The sequence below is a fragment of the Pedobacter changchengzhani genome (assembly GCF_004354365.1).
GTDB classification, from domain to species: domain Bacteria; phylum Bacteroidota; class Bacteroidia; order Sphingobacteriales; family Sphingobacteriaceae; genus Pedobacter; species Pedobacter changchengzhani.
Window position 1 is genome coordinate 92,763 of record NZ_SJCY01000009.1, and the last position, 17,564, is coordinate 110,326.

Below are 17,564 nucleotides of genomic sequence, written 5' to 3' on the forward strand. Positions count from 1 at the left end.
GAAAACAAATGCCGACAGTATTATTATTTACACCATTAAATTGCAAAAAATCGACTATCCTGGCAAATATAGCTTTATTAAACGTGTGGTACTTCACAAAGATGATGTTGGCGAGGTAGCCCTTAATTTCTTGGGCAAAGACAGTGCTGATGAGCCGAAAATAGATAAATACATCCAATCGGTTTGGGGTATAATTAAATTCAAGGCAGATTCTTTGTACAAACCGACAGTAATGACAGATGCTTTAGTAGGCAAATTCTATAAAATGCGTCCTGTTCAAACAGCAGCTCAAGTACAAGCTGCAACCAAAAAAAATGAGAGGGAGTTATCTTTATCGTTGGTTAGTGCGCAAGAATATTTGCGCGATCATCAATTTAAAGAGGCATTGAGCAACTGTAACCAAGTTTTAAAATTATATCCAACTAATCAAACTGCCTTTTTAATTGGTATTGAAGCGCAGGTAGGATTAGGAAATTTGGATGAAGCATTATTAATGGGCAAAAAAGGCGTTATGGCGTTAGATCAACCTTATAATAAAGAATGTGGCTATGCAGATAGTTTAATTCAATTGGGTAGGCCAAAAGAAGCCATAGAAATATATATTAAAATTTTGAAAGAACATGGTGTTAAACGATCCTAAAGTACTTGCGGGCTATCATCTTTATTCGCCTTAGAATGTGTTAGTAGAGAAGTTTAGTTGGTATTGGTATTAGAAGTTTTAAAAAGTTTTTAGCCAATTTCTCTCAATAAAAGACTGATTGAGTATTAAAATAGAGGCTTACACCTACACATATTTTATTGATGAAAGTTCAATAATTGTTTATATTAAAATTTGTTTTCGCTTGGAGTTAAATTATTATTATGGCTGATAAAATAAATCAAAAATTTCTATTGCTAAAGATTGCTTTTTTAAAAATATTTAATTTTCAGAATGCTCACTGGTTTATGCATATCAGAGATTCATATTATCATTTTAATAAAGCTAAAATAGCTAATTCGTTTAGACTATTTTTTTGTTTATTATTGATAAATCATGTAGCTTATGGACAGAACTCTCCTATTATTTATTCAGATATAAACATTTCGTTAAGTACACCCCACGGTTATAAATTATTTAACCACGACGAGTATATGTCGTATCAAGAATCTGAATTTAGAAGAGGATTTGTGTTAGACGTGTTTAAAAATGAAAATTCAAGTAATTAGATAGGCATAACGGAAATAATGAATTCGCGGATCGTCGGCAATTTGTCTCCAAATCAAACTGACTACTATAATAGTGATAATAAATGGTTATGGAATACAAGTTTTGTAGATTTAGATACGGCATCTGAAACTATTCCTGTGCCCAAAAGATTTATTAAGAGTATGAACGCAGATACTGTAATAATAAGATTGGCAACCGATAGTTTAGCTAAAGCCCAAAGAAGAGATACTATAAGATATAATGGGAAGTTATACTCTTGTCTATATGCAATTGCGGTAAAGAAAGATCTTGGCGCAATTTGGCTATCTTATAACTATGAGGCTGGTAAACTGAAAGAGGGTTTAAAAGAAGTTTATAGAACTTGGGGAATGGCAAAATTTAGACCTGATAGTGATATGAAAAGGGGAGATAAGGATAGCACTACAATTTTCTTTGGTAAATTTAGGCATCTTAATACGCCAGCAGTTTTAAGGAAAGATTCTCTTATGATTGCAAAAGTGCTTCAAATTGACCCCTACCGTTTTGAGGATAAGATACTTTCTGCCAATTTTCAACTCTATCAGAAAGGCTATGATCAATGTATAAAAATTGCTGATGCAGCCATCAAGACTTATTTAGATTTGAAAGCGCAACCTGGTAATTTAATTAAGAATGAGGTAAACACTAATAGGCAAATTGGCAGTTTTTATTTCATGAAGGGTTCAGCTTTACAAGGTTTAAAAGATGATGAGCACGCTAAAATCGCTTTTGTAGCAGCAAAAAACCTAGGTTATCCTATTCCACCAGAAATTGAAAGTTTTATTGGACAAAAGGAATAATTTCATCCTCTCATCGGTTCTATCACCGTATGCTATTAAGTATTTAATGTTCCATTGAAACTATAATTCCTACATTGTAACCGCTAATTCAATATTTCATCTTAGTTTAAGTTGCGTTTTAACCCATAAAACAAATATTTTTTTCTAACTCCCCATCTATCAGCAAATTATTTGAAAAAATATTTACCTAACACTTTGATAATTAATAATTCTTACCTATCTTTGCCCTCCCTTAAAAGGGATGAACAACCACCTTGAACGAAGCCCTACTGCTTCGATGGGTGTTAAAAAAAGAAAAGATAAAATGTCAGGAATTATTGGAAAAAAAGTAGGAATGACCAGTATCTTCGATGCAGATGGAAAAAACATTCCATGTACTGTAATCGAGGCTGGGCCTTGTGTAGTTACACAAGTGAAGACCGAAGAAGTTGACGGGTACTCATCAATCCAATTGGGTTACGATGAGAAAAAAGAGAAAAACACAACTCAACCGTTAAAAGGCCATTTCGCGAAAGCAAACACAACTCCGAAACGCAAGCTGGTAGAATTTGATTCATTTACAACCGCACTTAATTTAGGTGATGTTATAACTGTTGATGCTTTTGCAGAAGGCGATTTTGTCGATGTTGTAGGTACCTCAAAAGGTAAAGGTTTTCAAGGTGTTGTAAAACGCCACGGATTTGCCGGTGTAGGTATGCAGACTCACGGTCAGCATAACCGTTTACGTGCGCCAGGTTCATTGGGAGCATCATCTTTCCCTTCACGTGTATTCAAAGGAATGCGCATGGCTGGAAGAACAGGTGGAGACAGAGTAAAAATTCAAAACTTACAGGTTTTGAAAGTTTATGCTGAGCAAAACTTATTAGTAGTTAGTGGTTCCATTCCGGGAGCTAAAGGTTCTTACGTAATCTTAGATAAGTAATCATGGAAGTTAAAGTAATAAACATTTCAGGTAAAGAAACAGGTGCCAAGGTGCAACTTCCTGAATCGGTATTCGGTATCGAGCCTAACGACCACGCAATTTATTTGGATGTAAAGCAATTTTTGGCTAACCAACGTCAAGGTACTCACAAATCTAAGCAACGTAATGAGATTGCTGGTTCTACCCGCAAATTATACAAGCAAAAAGGTACAGGTGGTGCCCGTGCCGGTAGCATTAAATCTCCGTTATTTAACGGTGGTGGTCGTGTTTTCGGTCCTCAGCCCCGTGATTACAGTTTTAAATTGAATAAAAAACTTAAAGTATTGGCACGTAAATCTGCTTTAGCTTACAAAGCAAAAGATAACAACGTGGTAGTATTAGAAGATTTTACTTTCGATAGCATTAAAACTAAAAGCTATGCAAGTTTAATTGCTGCCTTAAATGTAGGTAACGAAAAAACTTTGTTGGTTTTACCTGCACAAAATAACAATATCTATTTATCAAGCAGAAACATACAGAAAACTAAAGTGATTACTGCAGCGGATTTGAATACTTATGATGTATTAAATGCTGGCGTACTTGTGTTAACTACAAATTCTGTTAAAAGTTTAGAGGAGGCATTTGCCAAATAATATGGAAATTTTAAAAAGACCAATATTAACCGAAAAAGCTTCAGCTTTAACTGAAAAACTAAATGTTTTCACGTTTGGCGTTAACCACAAAGCAAATAAAATTCAGATCAAAACTGCAATTGAAAAGCTTTATGGTGTTACAATCGTATCAATCAATACTATGGTTGTAGATGGTAAAGCTAAATCTCGTTACACTAAAGCAGGTTTTGTTTCTGGCCGTAGCCCGAAATACAAAAAAGCTATTGTAACCTTGAAAGCTGGAGAGACAATAGATTATTACGCAAATCTTTAATTTAATTATTAATTATAACTATGGGCTTAAGAAAATTTAAACCAGTTACTCCCGGAACCCGTTTTAGGGTAGGCGCAAGCTTTTCGGAGATTACAGCAACCAAGCCCGAAAAATCATTGGTTGTATCATCAAAAAAGTCTGGTGGACGTAACAATACAGGAAAGATGACTATGCGCTACATGGGTGGTGGACATAAGAAATCTTATCGTTTAATCGATTTCAAACGCGATAAATTCGACATTCCTGCAACAGTAGCTACTGTTGAATACGATCCTAACCGTACTGCCCGCATTGCATTATTACATTATGCAGATGGCGAGAAGCGTTACATTATTGCTCCTGAAGGATTGCAAGTTGGTTCGGTATTATTATCGGGCGATACTGCAGTGCCAGAAGTAGGTAACACTTTAAAATTATCAAACATTCCATTAGGTTCTATCGTGCACAACGTAGAAATCCATCCTGGAAAAGGAGCGCAATTGGCTCGTAGTGCTGGTGCTTATGCACAATTAGCAGCACGCGATGGTAAGTACGCAACTTTAAAAATGCCTTCAGGCGAAACCCGTTTAATATTGACTACTTGTCTTGCTACTATCGGTTCGGTATCTAATTCAGATCACGCAAACGAAGTATTAGGTAAAGCTGGTCGTAAGCGCTGGTTGGGCCGTCGTCCGAGAACTAGACCGGTAGCGATGAACCCTGTCGATCACCCAATGGGTGGTGGTGAAGGTAGATCATCAGGTGGTCACCCTCGTTCAAGAAATGGCGTTTTAGCTAAAGGCTACAAAACCAGAGAACTGAAAAAATATTCTAATCGTTACATCATAGAGAGAAGGAAGAAATAATGGCTCGTTCGATAAAAAAAGGACCTTATATTGACCATAACGTAGAGAAAAAAGTAAACTCTATGAATGATTCAGGCAAAAAGTCTGTAATCAAAACTTGGTCACGCAGATCGATGATTTCACCAGATTTCGTGAATCATACATTTGCAGTACACAATGGAAATAAATTTATTCCGGTGTATGTTACAGAAAACATGGTTGGTCACAAGTTGGGAGAATTTGCTCCAACCAGAACATTTAGAGGACACTCTGAAAAGAAAAAATAATTAGACAATGGAAGCAATAGCAAAATTAAACAATTGTCCAACCTCACCGCGTAAGATGCGTTTGGTTGTAGATCTGATCAGAGGTGAACGTGTAGAAAAAGCATTAAGCATTTTAAAATTCACCAATAAAGAAGTAGCAATACGTGTTGAAAAACTATTATTATCAGCTATAAAAAACTGGGAATCTAAAAATGACGGTGCTCGCCCTGAAGAAAACCAATTGTTCGTAAAAACAATTATGGTAGATGGTGGCCGTCAGTTAAAACGCTTACGTCCAGCACCGCAAGGTCGTGGATATAGAATTCGTAAACGTTCTAATCACGTTACTCTGATTGTAGATAGTAAAAAAACAGAAACAACTCAAAACTAATTTTAGGAAATGGGACAAAAAGCAAATCCAATAGGAGCCAGATTAGGTATCATCAAAGGATGGGATTCTAACTGGTTCGGCGGCAACAACTATTCCGAAAAATTAGTTGAAGATGAAAAAATAAGAAAATACCTTTCTGCTCGTATTGCTAAAGGTGGTGTTGCAAAAGTTGTGATCGAACGTACGTTAAAGCGTATCACGGTAACAATTCACACAGCTCGCCCAGGTATCGTAATCGGTAAAGCAGGTGCTGAGGTTGATAAAATCAAAGAAGAGTTAAAGAAATTGACTAAAAAGGAAATTCAGATTAACATTTTTGAAATTAAACGTCCAGAACTTGATGCACAATTAGTTGCAGAAGGTGTTGCAAAACAATTGGAAGCTAGAATCTCTTTCCGTAGAGCAATGAAAACTTCTATCGCATCAACCATGCGTATGGGTGCTGAAGGTATAAAAATCATGACTTCTGGTCGTTTAGGTGGTGCTGAAATGGCACGTTCTGAGCAGTACAAAGAAGGAAGAGTGCCTTTGCATACTTTCCGTGCTGATATTGACTATGCATTAGCTGAAGCTTTAACTACTTATGGTAAAATAGGTGTTAAAGTATGGATTATGAAAGGCGAGGTTTATGGAAAACGTGATTTGTCTCCAAACATTGGTGCAACAAACAACGGTCCTAAAGGCGCATCTGATAAACCAGCATTTGGTGGCAGAGATAGCAGAGGTGGCGGTGGAAGAGACAGCCGTGGCGGTGGTAACGACAGACGTGGTGGAAACCAAGGTGGTGGTCGTGGTCCAGGTCAAGGTGCTGGCGGAGCAAATAGAGGTGGTGGCGCAGGCGCTAACAGAGGTCCTCGTAAATAATTGATTTATAAACATCGTTTAACGATTAGAACAAAATAAAATGTTACAGCCAAAAAGAACCAAGTTCAGGAAGATGCAAAAAGGCAGAATGAAGGGTTTAGCTTCTCGTGGAGCTGAATTGGCATTCGGATCTTTCGGTATCAAGTCTTTAGAAGCTACTTGGATCACAAGTCGCCAGATAGAGGCTGCCCGTATCGCCGTAACTCGTTTCATGAAACGTGAAGGCCAAGTATGGATCAGGATTTTCCCGGACAAACCGGTAACTAAAAAGCCTGCTGAAGTACGTATGGGTAAAGGTAAAGGTGCTCCTGAATATTGGGTAGCCGTAGTTAGACCAGGAAGAGTAATTTTCGAAGCAGAAGGCGTTCCAATGGAAGTTGCCAAAGAAGCATTGCGCTTAGCTGCACAGAAACTACCAATCCAAACTAAATTTGTAGTACGTAGAGATTACGTAGAAGCATAGTAAAGTTGTTGAGATGAATGTTGTACATACTTGTTTATATAACCGCTACACTCAACCGTAAAGAAAAATAAAAATGAAAAATTCAGAAATCACAGGGCTTTCAAAAGAAGAATTAGTAGCTAAGATTACGGAAGAAAAAGAGAACTTATCAAAATTAAAGTTTGCTCACACTATTTCTGCTATCGAAAATCCTTCCCGTATTGGAAAAGTAAGGAAAGACATAGCCCGTTTAAACACTGAGTTGACGAAAGTGAAAAACACTGAGTCAGCTACTGAAACTAATTAATTTGATAGTCGAAATGGAAAGACAATTAAGAAAAACAAGAACAGGGTTAGTTGTAAGCAACAAAATGGAGAAATCTGTTGTAGTGAGCGTAGAACGTAAAGTGAAGCACCCAATTTATGGCAAGTTCGTAAAGAAAACTACCAAATTTATGGCTCACGATGAGAAGAACGAATGTGGTATCGGTGATACTGTATTAATTATGGAAACTCGTCCTTTGAGTAAGAACAAGAACTGGAGATTGGTACAAATTTTAGAAAGAGCTAAATAAGATGGTACAACAAGAATCAAGATTAAACGTTGCTGATAACAGTGGCGCTAAAGAAGTGTTGGTAATTCGTGTGCTAGGTGGAACCGGCAAACGTTACGCTTCAATTGGAGATAAAGTAGTTGTTACCGTAAAAAGTGCTATACCGTCAGGTAACATTAAAAAAGGTACAGTTTCTAAAGCAGTAGTGGTTAGAGTTAAAAAGGAAATCCGTCGTAAAGATGGTTCTTATATCCGTTTTGACGATAATGCAGCTGTATTATTGAACGCACAGGATGAGCCAAGAGGTACACGTATCTTTGGCCCGGTTGCGAGAGAACTACGTGAAAAACAATTCATGAAAATTGTATCATTAGCACCGGAGGTATTATAAAATGGGAAACAAAGTAAATACACCATCAAAACTTAAAATCCGCACAGGAGATTTAGTTAAAATCATTGCTGGCGATTCAAAAGGTCAACAAGGTAAAGTACTTACGGTACTTAAAGAAAAAAACAGAGCCATTGTAGAAGGCGTTAATTTAGTATCTAAACATACTAAACCAAATGCTGCAAATCCTAACGGTGGTATTATTAAAAAAGAAGCTGCTCTTCACATATCTAACTTGATGTTGGTTGATCCAAAATCTGGTAAAGCTACTCGCGTAGGCCGTAAGGTTAATGCGGATGGTAAAATCGTTAGAGTTGCTAAAATTTCAGGAGAGGAGATTAAATAATGGCTACACCTAGATTAAAAAGCAAATACAAAGAAGAAGTTGTAAATGCACTAAAAGAAAAATTCCAGTATAAAACTGTAATGCAGGTTCCAAAATTGGAAAAAATCTGTATCAATCAGGGTGTTGGTCGTTTCTCTGTTACAGATAAAAAGATTATGGATACTACAATCGTTGAGTTGTCAACCATCACTGGTCAACAAGCGGTTCCGGCTAATTCAAAGAAAGATATCTCAAACTTTAAGTTGCGTAAAGGTATGCCAGTGGGTGTACGCGTTACTTTACGTGATAATAACATGTATGAGTTCTTAGATCGTTTAATTTCTGTAGCTTTGCCACGTATTCGTGATTTTAAAGGTATTAACGAAAAAGGATTTGATGGAAGAGGTAATTATACGTTAGGTGTTACCGAACAAATTATCTTTCCAGAGATAAATATCGATAAAATAAATAAAATTTTAGGTATGGATATAACTTTCGTAACTTCGGCAAAATCAGACGTTGAAGCTTTAGAGTTATTGAAGCAATTCGGATTACCATTTAAAAATCAAAAAACAGCAGAATAATGGCAAAAGAAGGTGTAAAAGCACGCGAAGTTAAGCGCCAAAAATTGGTAGCTAGATACGCTGAAAAACGTGCCGCTTTAAAAGCAGCAGGAGATTTCGAAGGTTTAGATAAATTACCTAAAAATTCATCTCCAGTACGTTTACACAACCGTTGTAAATTAACTGGTCGCCCACGTGGTTATATGCGTACTTTCGGTATTTCGAGGGTTACGTTTCGCCAAATGGCACTAGACGGTAAAATACCAGGTGTTAAAAAAGCATCTTGGTAATAAAAGTAGTAAGTATTTAGTATCAAGTATCGAGACCGATTGGTTTCTTGATACTTGATACTTATGTCTTTATACTCAAAAAAAGAATTTTAACCGATAGCAGGTCCCATCGCCGGGTGGTGAAAGGAAACCACTATCAAAAACAATAATAATGTATACAGATCCAATAGCAGATTATTTAACAAGAGTAAGGAATGCCATTAAGGCCAACCACCGTGTTGTAGAAATTCCTGCATCAAACCTTAAAAAAGAAATTACTAAAGTTCTTTTCGACAAAGGTTACATCGCGAACTACAAGTTTGAAGATACTACAGTTCAAGGCACTATCAAAATTGCTTTGAAATACAATCCAATTACTAAAGTTCCTGCTATTCGTACTTTGATGCGAATTAGTAAACCAGGTTTGAGAAACTACGCTGGTGTAGAAAATATGCCAAGAGTATTAAACGGTTTAGGTATCGCAATCTTATCTACTTCTAAAGGTGTAATGACTGATAAAGAAGCAGCCAAATTAAACATTGGTGGTGAGGTATTGTGTCACGTTTATTAATTAATAGGAGAACAGCACAATGTCAAGAATAGGAAAAGCCCCAATCACAATCCCTGCAGGTGTTACCATCTCGGTATCGAAAGATAACGTAGTTAGTGTAAAAGGCCCTAAAGGTGAATTAACACAAGCAGTAGATTCAGATATCACTGTAAGTCAAGAAGACGGAATCTTAACAGTTTCACGTCCATCAGAACAAAAGAAACACAAAGCATTACATGGTTTATACCGTTCATTGCTTAACAATATGGTTATTGGTGTTACGGATGGTTATAAATTACAACAAGAATTAGTAGGTGTTGGTTATCGTGCTACAAACACAGGTAATACATTAGATCTGGTTTTAGGTTATTCTCACCATTACGTATTTCAATTACCAGAAGAGATTAAAGTAACCACCACATCAGAAAAAGGTCAAACACCTAAAATTATTTTAGAAAGTATTGACAAACAATTGATCGGTCAGGTAGCTGCGAAGATTCGTTCGTTACGTGCACCAGAGCCTTACAAAGGTAAAGGTATCAAGTTTGTAGGTGAAGTGTTAAGAAGAAAAGCAGGTAAATCAGCATCTAAGAAATAGTAATCATGGCAGGTAAAAAATTATCAAGAAGAGATCGTATTAAAAAAGGGATCCGTAAAAGACTCACTGGTTCTGAGGAACGTCCAAGATTATCAGTATTTAGAAGCAATAAAGGGATTTATGCGCAAGTAATTAACGATGTTACTGGTACAACAATAGCTTCAGCATCATCTTTATCAAAAGATTTTTCTGGAACAGGTAACAAGAGTGACCAATCTTTAGCTGTAGGTAAACTAGTTGGAGAGAAAGCAATCGCTGCAGGTGTTAAAGAAGTTGTTTTTGATAGAAATGGCTATTTATACCACGGTCGTATTAAATCGTTGGCCGATGGTGCACGCGAAGCTGGTCTAGTTTTTTAATCAGAAGAATAAGAAAGATGTCAACTATTAATATAAAAAGAGTAAAAACCACCGATATTGAATTAAAAGATCGTTTGGTTAGTATACAACGTGTTGCCAAAGTAACCAAAGGTGGTCGTACTTTCAGCTTTTCGGCCATTGTGGTTGTGGGTGATGAGAACGGTGTTGTTGGTTTCGGTTTAGGTAAAGCGAAAGAAGTAACAGAAGCGATTGCAAAAGGCGTGGATGATGCTAAAAAGAACTTAGTTAAAGTGCCACTTTTAAATGGTACTGTTCCTCATGAGCAGATTGGTAAATTCTCTGGTGGTTTTGTTTTAATCAAACCAGCAGCGGTAGGTACCGGTGTAATTGCAGGTGGTGCAATGCGTGCAGTATTAGAGAGTGCAGGTATACACAATGTATTGGCAAAATCAAAAGGTTCATCTAATCCACACAACGTGGTAAAAGCAACTGTTGATGCGTTGACAAAAATGCGTGATGCTTATACGATTGCTCAAACTCGTGGTATAGATTTAAATAAAGTTTTTAACGGATAATATCATGGCTAAGATCAAAATAACACAAGTAAAAAGTATTATCGATAGAAGCGAGCGTCAAAAAAGAACCGTTCAGGCTTTAGGTTTATCTAAAATGAACCAAAGTGTTGAAGTGGAAGCTACGCCACAAATTATCGGAATGATTCGCAAAGTGAATCATCTGATCGCTATTGAAGCAATTTAAAGAATTATCCAATGAGTGAGTTTTGAGTGAGTGAATGCGTATAATGCAAAACATTCAATCATTCAAAATTCGGTCATTATTTATTTATCGTTGTACCTGTTTAGTGAAAGCGAAGGGCAACACAAATTCAAAAAAATGAATTTAAGTAATTTAAAACCTGCAGTAGGTTCTACAAAAAACAGAAAAAGAATTGGCCGTGGTACAGGTTCAGGCCGTGGCGGAACTTCAACACGTGGTCATAAAGGTGCGGGTTCTCGTTCTGGTCACAAAAACAAAATTGGTTTTGAAGGTGGTCAAATGCCTTTACAACGTCGTGTGCCTAAAGTTGGTTTTAAGCCAATTAACCGTACAGAATATGTTGGTGTAAACTTAGATGTAATTCAAAACCTTGCTGATAAATTTAGTTTAACTACAATAGACTTAGCTATTTTAAAAGAACATGGTTTAGCTTCTAAAAACGACTTAGTAAAAGTTTTAGGTCGTGGAGAGATTTCAGCTAAATTGTCAATTACAGCAAATGCGTTTTCTGCAACCGCACAAAAGGCTATTGAAGCAGCAGGTGGTTCAATTGTAAAATTGTAAATTAATAAATGAAGAAGCTATTTACTACTTTAGGTAATATCTGGAAAATTGAAGAGTTAAAAGAGCGTATTATGTTTACGCTCTTAATTCTTTTAGTCTATCGTTTTGTTTCTCACGTGGTTTTGCCAGGTGTAGATCCAACCTCTCCAGCATTAACCAACAATGCAAAATCAGGAATTTTAGGATTGCTTGATATGTTTGCAGGAGGATCTTTCTCCCGTATTTCTATTTTGGCTTTAGGTGTAATGCCTTATATTTCGGCCTCAATTGTTGTGCAATTATTGGGTATTGCTGTGCCAACGTTCCAAAAAATGCAAAAGGAGGGTGAAAGTGGTAGAAATAAGTTGAATCAGATTACCCGCTATTTAACCGTAGCAATTACCATTGTTCAATCAATTGGTTATGTTAAAACCCAAGTACCTGTCGAAGCTATTTTGCCGATAATGGGTACAACTATGTTTTATATCGTTTCTGTGATCGTTTTAACGGCAGGTACTTTATTTGTAATGTGGTTAGGAGAAAAGATTACTGATAAAGGTATCGGAAACGGAACATCGCTAATCATTATGGTTGGTATTATTGCCCGCTTACCGAATGCTTTAGCTCAAGAAGTTACTGCACGTGTAGGTTCTGCAAGTGAAGGTGGTGGTCCTGTTGCTTTGGTATTAGAAATTGTTGCTTTACTAGCAGTAGTAATGTTTACAGTTTTAATTGTACAAGGTGTACGCAAGGTACCTGTTCAGTATGCTAAAAAAATTGTAGGTAACCGTCAGTTTGGTGGGGTTCGTCAGTATATTCCTTTAAAGGTAAATGCGGCTGGTGTTATGCCAATCATTTTTGCACAAGCTTTAATGTTTATTCCTGGTGCGCTAACTTCATTTGTGCCTTCTTTTCAAGGTTCTTGGTTAATGCAGTTCAGCAACCCAGTATCGTTAGCTTACAGTTTAACATTTGCTTTTCTAATTATTGCTTTTACTTTCTTCTACACGGCCATTACGGTAAATCCTACTCAAATGAGTGATGATATGAAGAAAAACGGTGGTTTTATTCCGGGTATTAAGCCGGGTTTTGCAACGTCTAGTTTTATAGATGATGTAATATCTAAAATTACTTTTCCGGGAGCTGTGTTTTTGGCAATTATCGCAATTTTACCTTCAATTGCAGTTAAGTTTGGTATAAAGCAAGAGTTTGCTCAATTCTTTGGTGGTACATCACTGTTGATTTTAGTAGGCGTTGTTTTAGATACCTTGCAGCAAATTGAAAGTTATTTGTTAATGCGTCATTACGACGGGTTAATGAAGACAGGAAGAATTACTGGTAGAACAGGCGTGCCTGCTGCAAGTAGTAACGCTGTATTGTAATTATATTATGAAAAAACTGTATTACAAATCTCTCGAAGAGATAGAGTTGATACGCGAAAGTTCTTTGCTTGTTTCTAAAACTTTAGCCGAAGTGGCTAAGGTTATAGAACCAGGTATTTCTACAATTCGATTAGATAAACTTGCTTACGAGTTTATTAAAGATCATGGTGCAATTCCTGCATTTTTAAATTATGGTGGTTTCCCATATTCTCTATGTATTTCTCCAAATGATCAAGTGGTCCATGGTTTTCCTAGCGAGTATATAATTAAGGAAGGCGATTTAATCTCTGTTGATTGTGGGGTAATTTTAAACAAATATTTTGGTGATTCGGCTTATACGTTCTCTATAGGGGAAATTGATGCAGAAAGGCAAAAACTTGTAGAAGTTACCAAGCATTGCTTAAATTTAGGAATAGAGAAAGCAGTTGTTGGGATGCGTGTTGGCGATATTGGTTTTGCCATACAACAGTACGCCGAGGCCAATGGATTTGGCGTGGTGAGGGAACTTGTTGGGCATGGGGTTGGTGTAGCATTACACGAGAAACCAGATGTTCCAAACTATGGAAAACGAGGGAGTGGACTAAAACTTGAAGAAGGAATGGTAATTGCCATAGAGCCCATGATCAATGCTGGCGTTGCTGGTGTTAACTTTCATAGCGACGGGTGGACGGTAACTAGTAAAGACAATAAACCTTCTGCTCATTTCGAGCACACAATTGCGATAAAAAGGGGCCAGGCAGAGGTTTTATCAACGTTTTCGTTAATCGAAGAAGTTTTAAAACAAAAATATAAATAATTAAAAAATTTTATTTAATTTTGCATCCCTGTTTGGAAGCAGTTAATTAAGTAACAATCAATATAATATGGCTAAACAAGCCTCAATTGAACAAGACGGAGTAATAAGAGAGGCATTATCAAATGCAATGTTTCGGGTAGAACTTGAGAACGGGCATGAGATTATTGCACACATTTCTGGAAAGATGAGGATGCACTACATCAAAATTCTTCCTGGAGATAAAGTAAAATTAGAAATGTCTCCTTATGATTTGACTAAAGGTCGCATCACTTATAGATATAAATAAAATGAAAGTTAGATCATCAATTAAAAAACGTAGCGCTGATTGCAAGATTATTCGCCGTAAAGGTAAACTTTACGTAATCAACAAGAAAAATCCAAAATACAAGCAACGTCAAGGGTAATTTAAAGAAATTGTAATGTGCCGCACAACGGTGGCCCGCCGTTCGGAATTACTTAAAAAACATAAACAAATATGGCAAGGATTTCAGGTATTGATTTACCAAGAAACAAAAGAGGAGAGATTGGTTTAACCTACATCTACGGAATAGGTAAAACAACTGCACAACGTATTTTAAATACTGCAGGTATCGATTTGAATAAAAAAGTACAAGATTGGTCTGATGATGAGTTATCAGCAATCCGTACGATGATTAACGATGAAGTTAAAGTAGAAGGTGCTTTACGTTCTGAGGTTCAATTAAACATTAAGCGTTTAATGGATATTGGTTGTTACCGCGGTTTACGTCACAGAAAAGGTTTGCCTTCTCGTGGTCAACGCACAAAAAACAACTCACGTACTCGTAAGGGTAAGAGAAAAACTGTTGCAAACAAGAAAAAAGCAACTAAGTAATTTGATAGATATGAGAGATTAGATGTGAGAAACACATTTTTTAATCTACTCAAATCTGGAATATAAAGATAACAATTCGATAATGAGTGCCGAGCGGGCGTAATGCCTTATATCTCAATTCTCATATCTTAATTCTAAAAAAGAAAATGGCTAAGACCAAAAAAGTAACCAAAAAACGTATCGTTGTAATAGAATCTGTTGGACAGGCTCACGTTAACGCTACGTTTAACAACATCATTATCACCTTAACCAACAACAACGGACAAACCATTTCATGGTCATCTGCTGGTAAAATGGGATTTAAGGGTTCTAAAAAGAATACACCTTACGCAGCTGGTCAAGCGGCTTCAGATTGCGGTAAAGTGGCGTTTGATTTAGGTTTACGTAAAGTTGAAGTATTTGTAAAAGGTCCAGGATCAGGTCGTGAATCTGCTATCAGAACTTTGCAAATTGCAGGTATTGAAGTAATGTCTATCAAAGATATCACTCCACTTCCTCACAACGGATGTCGTCCTCCTAAAAAGAGAAGAGTTTAATTAATTTTAAAGCTAAGAATCTTCAGCTTCAGGTTGAATGATACTTTAAAAAACAAAACAAAATGGCAAGATATACAGGCCCCAAAAGTAAAATCGCACGTAAATTCAGAGAACCAATTTTCGGTCCTGATAAGGTGTTAGACAGAAAAAATTATCCTCCTGGGCAACATGGCTCATCAAAAAGAAGAGGAAAGCAATCTGAATATGCAATCCAGTTAATGGAGAAACAAAAAGTAAAATATACTTATGGTGTATTAGAAAAGCAGTTCAGTAACTTGTTTAAAAAAGCATCTGCGCGTGCAGGTATTACTGGTGATAACTTACTTCAATTATTAGAAGCACGTTTAGATAATGCTGTTTACCGTTTAGGTATTGCAACAACACGTTCTGGTGCTCGCCAGTTGGTTAGCCACAAACACGTAACTGTGAATGGCGAAGTTGTTAATATTCCTTCATATCAGTTAAAAGCTGGTGATGTAATCGCTGTTCGTGAGAAATCTAAGTCTCTAGAATCGATTACAAATTCAGTAGCTGGCAGAATGATTAACAAATTTGCTTGGTTAGACTGGAATCCTGGTCAATTAACTGGAAAGTTTTTAGCTTACCCACAACGCGATGAGATTCCTGAAAATATTAAGGAAAACTTAATCGTCGAGTTATACTCTAAGTAATCTCAATAATATTGTTAATTGCCTGAAAAAGGCAATTAACTTTTTTGTGTTACATATATTCACTATCGAATTTAAAAAAATATAAATGGCAATTTTAGCATTTCAGAAACCAGACAAAGTGATCATGCAGAAATCAACTGATTTCGATGGTATATTTGAATTTCGTCCTTTAGAGCCCGGTTTCGGTGTAACAATTGGTAATGCCTTAAGAAGAATCTTATTGTCTTCGTTAGAAGGTTATGCCATTACTACTATTCGTTTTTCAGGCGTTTCGCACGAATTTTCTACCATGAAAGGTGTTGTAGAAGATTTAACCGATATCATTTTGAATTTGAAACAAGTTCGTTTCAAAAAAACTGGTGATTCTGGCGATGCTGAGAAAGTTTTTATCATTGTTAATGGTCAAGATCAGTTTCAAGCTGGAGACATTACAAAGTTTTCTAACAACTTTACAGTTTTAAACCCTGAGCATGTAATTTGCAATATGGATAAATCTGTTACTTTAGAAGTTGAATTAACCATCAACAAAGGTCGTGGTTATGTTCCTGCTGAAGAAAATAAAGTTGCTGATGCTGTTGTTGGTGTTATTCCAATCGATTCGATTTATACACCAATGAAAAATGTTAAATATTCAATCGAAAACTTCCGTGTTGAACAAAAAACGGATTATGAGAAATTGATATTAGATATTTCTACAGATGGTTCAATTCATCCAGAAGAAGCATTAAAAGAAGCGGCTAAGATTCTTATCCAACACTTTATGTTATTCTCTGATGAGAATTTGGTGTTAGAATCTCAAGCAAAAGAAGAAACTAAAGAAGTTGATGAAGAAATTTTACACATGCGTAAAATTCTTAAAACTGAATTGGTAGATATGGATCTTTCAGTTAGGGCATTAAACTGCTTAAAAGCTGCCGATATTCGTACTTTAGCTGATTTGGTATCTTATGATGTTGCTGATATGTTAAAATTCAGAAACTTCGGTAAAAAATCATTAACAGAAATTCAAGAATTGGTAAAATCTAAAGGTTTATCTTTTGGAATGAACCTGTCTAAATTTAAATTAGACGAAGAATAGGTAAGTTATAAATTATACGTATTACGTATTACGTAACTCTTACAACTTACAACTTAAAACGTACAACTTACAAATATTTCACTGTGTATAATTCCCTCAGATTAAATTCAAAGAGACGGTATACACTTTACAAAACAAACAATGAGACACGGTAAAAAACACAATCACTTAGGTAGAACAACCTCGCATAGAAAAGCGATGTTAGCTAACATGGCTTCATCACTTATTTTGCACAAAAGAATTACTACAACGTTAGCTAAAGCAAAAGCTTTACGCGTTTATGTTGAGCCAATTATCACTAAATCTAAAAATGATACGACACATTCACGCCGTACCGTTTTTGCTTATTTACAAGATAAAGAAGTAGTAACAATTTTGTTCCGCGAAATTGCTGAGAAAGTTGCAAACCGTCCAGGTGGTTATACTCGTATCATCAAATTAAATAACCGTATGGGCGATAACGCTGAAATGGCTTTAATTGAGTTGGTAGATTACAATACAGTTTACGGTAAAGACGTAGAAGTTAAAGAAGAAAAGAAAACAACTCGTCGTGGTAAGAGCAAAACTGCAGCAGCGCCAAAAGCTACTGAAGCGAAAGTTGAAGCTACTGAAGAAGTTGCGCCTGCTGTTGAAGAAGCACCTGCTGCTGAAGCTACAGAAGAAGAAGCAAAATAATTTCTTCGTAAAGGAGCAAATTAAATTT

Annotated in this window: 31 protein-coding genes; all 31 read left to right on the forward strand. The window is 36.3% G+C overall.

What is annotated here, in order from left to right; translation table 11 throughout:
- The first annotated feature begins 40 nt into the window (after window positions 1–40).
- Complete coding sequence (locus tag EZJ43_RS12890) at window positions 41–640, forward strand: tetratricopeptide repeat protein (protein ID WP_133263131.1); 600 nt, start codon at window positions 41–43, stop codon at window positions 638–640.
- 584 nt (window positions 641–1,224) lie between these two features.
- The gene (locus EZJ43_RS12895) at window positions 1,225–2,025 is read left to right on the forward strand and encodes a hypothetical protein (protein WP_133263132.1); all 801 of its coding nucleotides are present in this window, start codon (window positions 1,225–1,227) and stop codon (window positions 2,023–2,025) included.
- Between the two features lie 304 nt (window positions 2,026–2,329).
- Window positions 2,330–2,947 (forward strand): 50S ribosomal protein L3, encoded by a 618-nt coding sequence (gene rplC, locus EZJ43_RS12900; protein WP_133263248.1) that lies wholly within the window; start codon window positions 2,330–2,332, stop codon window positions 2,945–2,947.
- A gap of 2 nt (window positions 2,948–2,949) precedes the next feature.
- Window positions 2,950–3,579: a 50S ribosomal protein L4 gene (rplD, locus tag EZJ43_RS12905; protein ID WP_133263133.1), complete on the forward strand. Its 630-nt coding sequence runs from the start codon at window positions 2,950–2,952 to the stop codon at window positions 3,577–3,579.
- Between the two features lies 1 nt (window position 3,580).
- Window positions 3,581–3,871 carry a 50S ribosomal protein L23 gene (rplW, locus tag EZJ43_RS12910; RefSeq protein ID WP_133263134.1) on the forward strand — a complete coding sequence of 97 codons (291 nt, stop codon included), beginning with the start codon at window positions 3,581–3,583 and terminating at the stop codon, window positions 3,869–3,871.
- A 20-nt stretch (window positions 3,872–3,891) separates the two neighbouring features.
- A complete protein-coding gene (gene rplB, locus EZJ43_RS12915; RefSeq protein WP_133263135.1) occupies window positions 3,892–4,716 on the forward strand; it encodes a 50S ribosomal protein L2 in 825 nt (274 codons plus the stop codon).
- Window positions 4,716–4,982 (forward strand): 30S ribosomal protein S19, encoded by a 267-nt coding sequence (rpsS, locus tag EZJ43_RS12920; RefSeq protein ID WP_133263136.1) that lies wholly within the window; start codon window positions 4,716–4,718, stop codon window positions 4,980–4,982. Before rplB ends, rpsS begins: the two co-directional genes overlap by 1 nt.
- 7 nt (window positions 4,983–4,989) lie before the next feature.
- Window positions 4,990–5,352: a 50S ribosomal protein L22 gene (gene rplV, locus EZJ43_RS12925; RefSeq protein WP_133263137.1), complete on the forward strand. Its 363-nt coding sequence runs from the start codon at window positions 4,990–4,992 to the stop codon at window positions 5,350–5,352.
- 9 nt (window positions 5,353–5,361) lie between these two features.
- Window positions 5,362–6,216 (forward strand): 30S ribosomal protein S3, encoded by an 855-nt coding sequence (rpsC, locus tag EZJ43_RS12930; protein ID WP_133263138.1) that lies wholly within the window; start codon window positions 5,362–5,364, stop codon window positions 6,214–6,216.
- Between the two features lie 40 nt (window positions 6,217–6,256).
- The gene (gene rplP / locus EZJ43_RS12935) at window positions 6,257–6,679 is read left to right on the forward strand and encodes a 50S ribosomal protein L16 (protein ID WP_133263139.1); all 423 of its coding nucleotides are present in this window, start codon (window positions 6,257–6,259) and stop codon (window positions 6,677–6,679) included.
- A 73-nt stretch (window positions 6,680–6,752) separates the two neighbouring features.
- Window positions 6,753–6,965, forward strand: coding sequence for a 50S ribosomal protein L29 (gene rpmC, locus EZJ43_RS12940; protein ID WP_133263140.1), 213 nt, complete (start codon window positions 6,753–6,755; stop codon window positions 6,963–6,965).
- A 13-nt stretch (window positions 6,966–6,978) separates the two neighbouring features.
- Entirely contained in the window at window positions 6,979–7,233 is a 255-nt protein-coding gene (gene rpsQ / locus EZJ43_RS12945; RefSeq protein ID WP_133263141.1) for a 30S ribosomal protein S17, read from the forward strand.
- Between the two features lies 1 nt (window position 7,234).
- A complete protein-coding gene (gene rplN / locus EZJ43_RS12950) occupies window positions 7,235–7,603 on the forward strand; it encodes a 50S ribosomal protein L14 (RefSeq protein WP_133263142.1) in 369 nt (122 codons plus the stop codon).
- A 1-nt stretch (window position 7,604) separates the two neighbouring features.
- Window positions 7,605–7,946, forward strand: a complete 342-nt coding sequence (gene rplX / locus EZJ43_RS12955) for a 50S ribosomal protein L24 (protein ID WP_133263143.1) — start codon at window positions 7,605–7,607, stop codon at window positions 7,944–7,946.
- Window positions 7,943–8,509, forward strand: coding sequence for a 50S ribosomal protein L5 (gene rplE / locus EZJ43_RS12960; RefSeq protein WP_133263144.1), 567 nt, complete (start codon window positions 7,943–7,945; stop codon window positions 8,507–8,509). Before rplX ends, rplE begins: the two co-directional genes overlap by 4 nt.
- A complete protein-coding gene (gene rpsN / locus EZJ43_RS12965; protein ID WP_010599897.1) occupies window positions 8,509–8,778 on the forward strand; it encodes a 30S ribosomal protein S14 in 270 nt (89 codons plus the stop codon). The genes rplE and rpsN overlap by 1 nt, the downstream gene beginning before the upstream one ends.
- Before the next feature lie 151 nt (window positions 8,779–8,929).
- Complete coding sequence (rpsH, locus tag EZJ43_RS12970) at window positions 8,930–9,328, forward strand: 30S ribosomal protein S8 (protein ID WP_133263145.1); 399 nt, start codon at window positions 8,930–8,932, stop codon at window positions 9,326–9,328.
- A 19-nt stretch (window positions 9,329–9,347) separates the two neighbouring features.
- Window positions 9,348–9,905 (forward strand): 50S ribosomal protein L6, encoded by a 558-nt coding sequence (gene rplF, locus EZJ43_RS12975; RefSeq protein ID WP_133263146.1) that lies wholly within the window; start codon window positions 9,348–9,350, stop codon window positions 9,903–9,905.
- Window positions 9,906–9,910: 5 nt separating this feature from the next.
- On the forward strand, window positions 9,911–10,264 hold the full coding sequence (gene rplR, locus EZJ43_RS12980) for a 50S ribosomal protein L18 (RefSeq protein WP_133263147.1): 354 nt from the start codon (window positions 9,911–9,913) through the stop codon (window positions 10,262–10,264).
- A 17-nt stretch (window positions 10,265–10,281) separates the two neighbouring features.
- Window positions 10,282–10,800: a 30S ribosomal protein S5 gene (gene rpsE / locus EZJ43_RS12985; protein ID WP_133263148.1), complete on the forward strand. Its 519-nt coding sequence runs from the start codon at window positions 10,282–10,284 to the stop codon at window positions 10,798–10,800.
- Window positions 10,801–10,804: 4 nt separating this feature from the next.
- On the forward strand, window positions 10,805–10,984 hold the full coding sequence (rpmD, locus tag EZJ43_RS12990; RefSeq protein ID WP_109926337.1) for a 50S ribosomal protein L30: 180 nt from the start codon (window positions 10,805–10,807) through the stop codon (window positions 10,982–10,984).
- A gap of 135 nt (window positions 10,985–11,119) precedes the next feature.
- Window positions 11,120–11,566: a 50S ribosomal protein L15 gene (gene rplO / locus EZJ43_RS12995; RefSeq protein WP_133263149.1), complete on the forward strand. Its 447-nt coding sequence runs from the start codon at window positions 11,120–11,122 to the stop codon at window positions 11,564–11,566.
- Window positions 11,567–11,574: 8 nt separating this feature from the next.
- Window positions 11,575–12,927 carry a preprotein translocase subunit SecY gene (gene secY / locus EZJ43_RS13000; protein ID WP_133263150.1) on the forward strand — a complete coding sequence of 451 codons (1,353 nt, stop codon included), beginning with the start codon at window positions 11,575–11,577 and terminating at the stop codon, window positions 12,925–12,927.
- Between the two features lie 7 nt (window positions 12,928–12,934).
- A complete protein-coding gene (gene map / locus EZJ43_RS13005; RefSeq protein ID WP_133263151.1) occupies window positions 12,935–13,723 on the forward strand; it encodes a type I methionyl aminopeptidase in 789 nt (262 codons plus the stop codon).
- A 67-nt stretch (window positions 13,724–13,790) separates the two neighbouring features.
- A complete protein-coding gene (gene infA / locus EZJ43_RS13010) occupies window positions 13,791–14,009 on the forward strand; it encodes a translation initiation factor IF-1 (RefSeq protein WP_010599888.1) in 219 nt (72 codons plus the stop codon).
- 1 nt (window position 14,010) lies between these two features.
- Complete coding sequence (gene rpmJ / locus EZJ43_RS13015) at window positions 14,011–14,127, forward strand: 50S ribosomal protein L36 (protein WP_010599887.1); 117 nt, start codon at window positions 14,011–14,013, stop codon at window positions 14,125–14,127.
- Window positions 14,128–14,198: 71 nt separating this feature from the next.
- A complete protein-coding gene (gene rpsM, locus EZJ43_RS13020; protein WP_133263152.1) occupies window positions 14,199–14,576 on the forward strand; it encodes a 30S ribosomal protein S13 in 378 nt (125 codons plus the stop codon).
- A 146-nt stretch (window positions 14,577–14,722) separates the two neighbouring features.
- Window positions 14,723–15,112, forward strand: coding sequence for a 30S ribosomal protein S11 (gene rpsK, locus EZJ43_RS13025; RefSeq protein WP_133263153.1), 390 nt, complete (start codon window positions 14,723–14,725; stop codon window positions 15,110–15,112).
- Window positions 15,113–15,174: 62 nt separating this feature from the next.
- Window positions 15,175–15,783, forward strand: coding sequence for a 30S ribosomal protein S4 (gene rpsD, locus EZJ43_RS13030; protein ID WP_133263154.1), 609 nt, complete (start codon window positions 15,175–15,177; stop codon window positions 15,781–15,783).
- A gap of 85 nt (window positions 15,784–15,868) precedes the next feature.
- Window positions 15,869–16,861 (forward strand): DNA-directed RNA polymerase subunit alpha, encoded by a 993-nt coding sequence (locus EZJ43_RS13035; RefSeq protein WP_133263155.1) that lies wholly within the window; start codon window positions 15,869–15,871, stop codon window positions 16,859–16,861.
- Window positions 16,862–17,002: 141 nt separating this feature from the next.
- Complete coding sequence (rplQ, locus tag EZJ43_RS13040) at window positions 17,003–17,536, forward strand: 50S ribosomal protein L17 (protein ID WP_133263156.1); 534 nt, start codon at window positions 17,003–17,005, stop codon at window positions 17,534–17,536.
- Window positions 17,537–17,564: the final 28 nt, after the last annotated feature.

Bases quoted from the DNA above. Each gene is read 5' to 3' on its own strand.
- EZJ43_RS12895 (WP_133263132.1), top strand. From the start codon at position 1,225: ATGAATTCGCGGATCGTCGGCAATTTGTCTCCAAATCAAACTGACTAC.
- rplC (WP_133263248.1), top strand. From the start codon at position 2,330: ATGTCAGGAATTATTGGAAAAAAAGTAGGAATGACCAGTATCTTCGAT.
- rplD (WP_133263133.1), top strand. From the start codon at position 2,950: ATGGAAGTTAAAGTAATAAACATTTCAGGTAAAGAAACAGGTGCCAAG.
- rplW (WP_133263134.1), top strand. From the start codon at position 3,581: ATGGAAATTTTAAAAAGACCAATATTAACCGAAAAAGCTTCAGCTTTA.
- rplB (WP_133263135.1), top strand. From the start codon at position 3,892: ATGGGCTTAAGAAAATTTAAACCAGTTACTCCCGGAACCCGTTTTAGG.
- rpsS (WP_133263136.1), top strand. From the start codon at position 4,716: ATGGCTCGTTCGATAAAAAAAGGACCTTATATTGACCATAACGTAGAG.
- rplV (WP_133263137.1), top strand. From the start codon at position 4,990: ATGGAAGCAATAGCAAAATTAAACAATTGTCCAACCTCACCGCGTAAG.
- rpsC (WP_133263138.1), top strand. From the start codon at position 5,362: ATGGGACAAAAAGCAAATCCAATAGGAGCCAGATTAGGTATCATCAAA.
- rplP (WP_133263139.1), top strand. From the start codon at position 6,257: ATGTTACAGCCAAAAAGAACCAAGTTCAGGAAGATGCAAAAAGGCAGA.
- rpmC (WP_133263140.1), top strand. From the start codon at position 6,753: ATGAAAAATTCAGAAATCACAGGGCTTTCAAAAGAAGAATTAGTAGCT.
- rpsQ (WP_133263141.1), top strand. From the start codon at position 6,979: ATGGAAAGACAATTAAGAAAAACAAGAACAGGGTTAGTTGTAAGCAAC.
- rplN (WP_133263142.1), top strand. From the start codon at position 7,235: ATGGTACAACAAGAATCAAGATTAAACGTTGCTGATAACAGTGGCGCT.
- rplX (WP_133263143.1), top strand. From the start codon at position 7,605: ATGGGAAACAAAGTAAATACACCATCAAAACTTAAAATCCGCACAGGA.
- rpsN (WP_010599897.1), top strand. From the start codon at position 8,509: ATGGCAAAAGAAGGTGTAAAAGCACGCGAAGTTAAGCGCCAAAAATTG.
- rpsH (WP_133263145.1), top strand. From the start codon at position 8,930: ATGTATACAGATCCAATAGCAGATTATTTAACAAGAGTAAGGAATGCC.
- rplF (WP_133263146.1), top strand. From the start codon at position 9,348: ATGTCAAGAATAGGAAAAGCCCCAATCACAATCCCTGCAGGTGTTACC.
- rplR (WP_133263147.1), top strand. From the start codon at position 9,911: ATGGCAGGTAAAAAATTATCAAGAAGAGATCGTATTAAAAAAGGGATC.
- rpsE (WP_133263148.1), top strand. From the start codon at position 10,282: ATGTCAACTATTAATATAAAAAGAGTAAAAACCACCGATATTGAATTA.
- rpmD (WP_109926337.1), top strand. From the start codon at position 10,805: ATGGCTAAGATCAAAATAACACAAGTAAAAAGTATTATCGATAGAAGC.
- rplO (WP_133263149.1), top strand. From the start codon at position 11,120: ATGAATTTAAGTAATTTAAAACCTGCAGTAGGTTCTACAAAAAACAGA.
- secY (WP_133263150.1), top strand. From the start codon at position 11,575: ATGAAGAAGCTATTTACTACTTTAGGTAATATCTGGAAAATTGAAGAG.
- map (WP_133263151.1), top strand. From the start codon at position 12,935: ATGAAAAAACTGTATTACAAATCTCTCGAAGAGATAGAGTTGATACGC.
- infA (WP_010599888.1), top strand. From the start codon at position 13,791: ATGGCTAAACAAGCCTCAATTGAACAAGACGGAGTAATAAGAGAGGCA.
- rpmJ (WP_010599887.1), top strand. From the start codon at position 14,011: ATGAAAGTTAGATCATCAATTAAAAAACGTAGCGCTGATTGCAAGATT.
- rpsM (WP_133263152.1), top strand. From the start codon at position 14,199: ATGGCAAGGATTTCAGGTATTGATTTACCAAGAAACAAAAGAGGAGAG.
- rpsK (WP_133263153.1), top strand. From the start codon at position 14,723: ATGGCTAAGACCAAAAAAGTAACCAAAAAACGTATCGTTGTAATAGAA.
- rpsD (WP_133263154.1), top strand. From the start codon at position 15,175: ATGGCAAGATATACAGGCCCCAAAAGTAAAATCGCACGTAAATTCAGA.
- EZJ43_RS13035 (WP_133263155.1), top strand. From the start codon at position 15,869: ATGGCAATTTTAGCATTTCAGAAACCAGACAAAGTGATCATGCAGAAA.
- rplQ (WP_133263156.1), top strand. From the start codon at position 17,003: ATGAGACACGGTAAAAAACACAATCACTTAGGTAGAACAACCTCGCAT.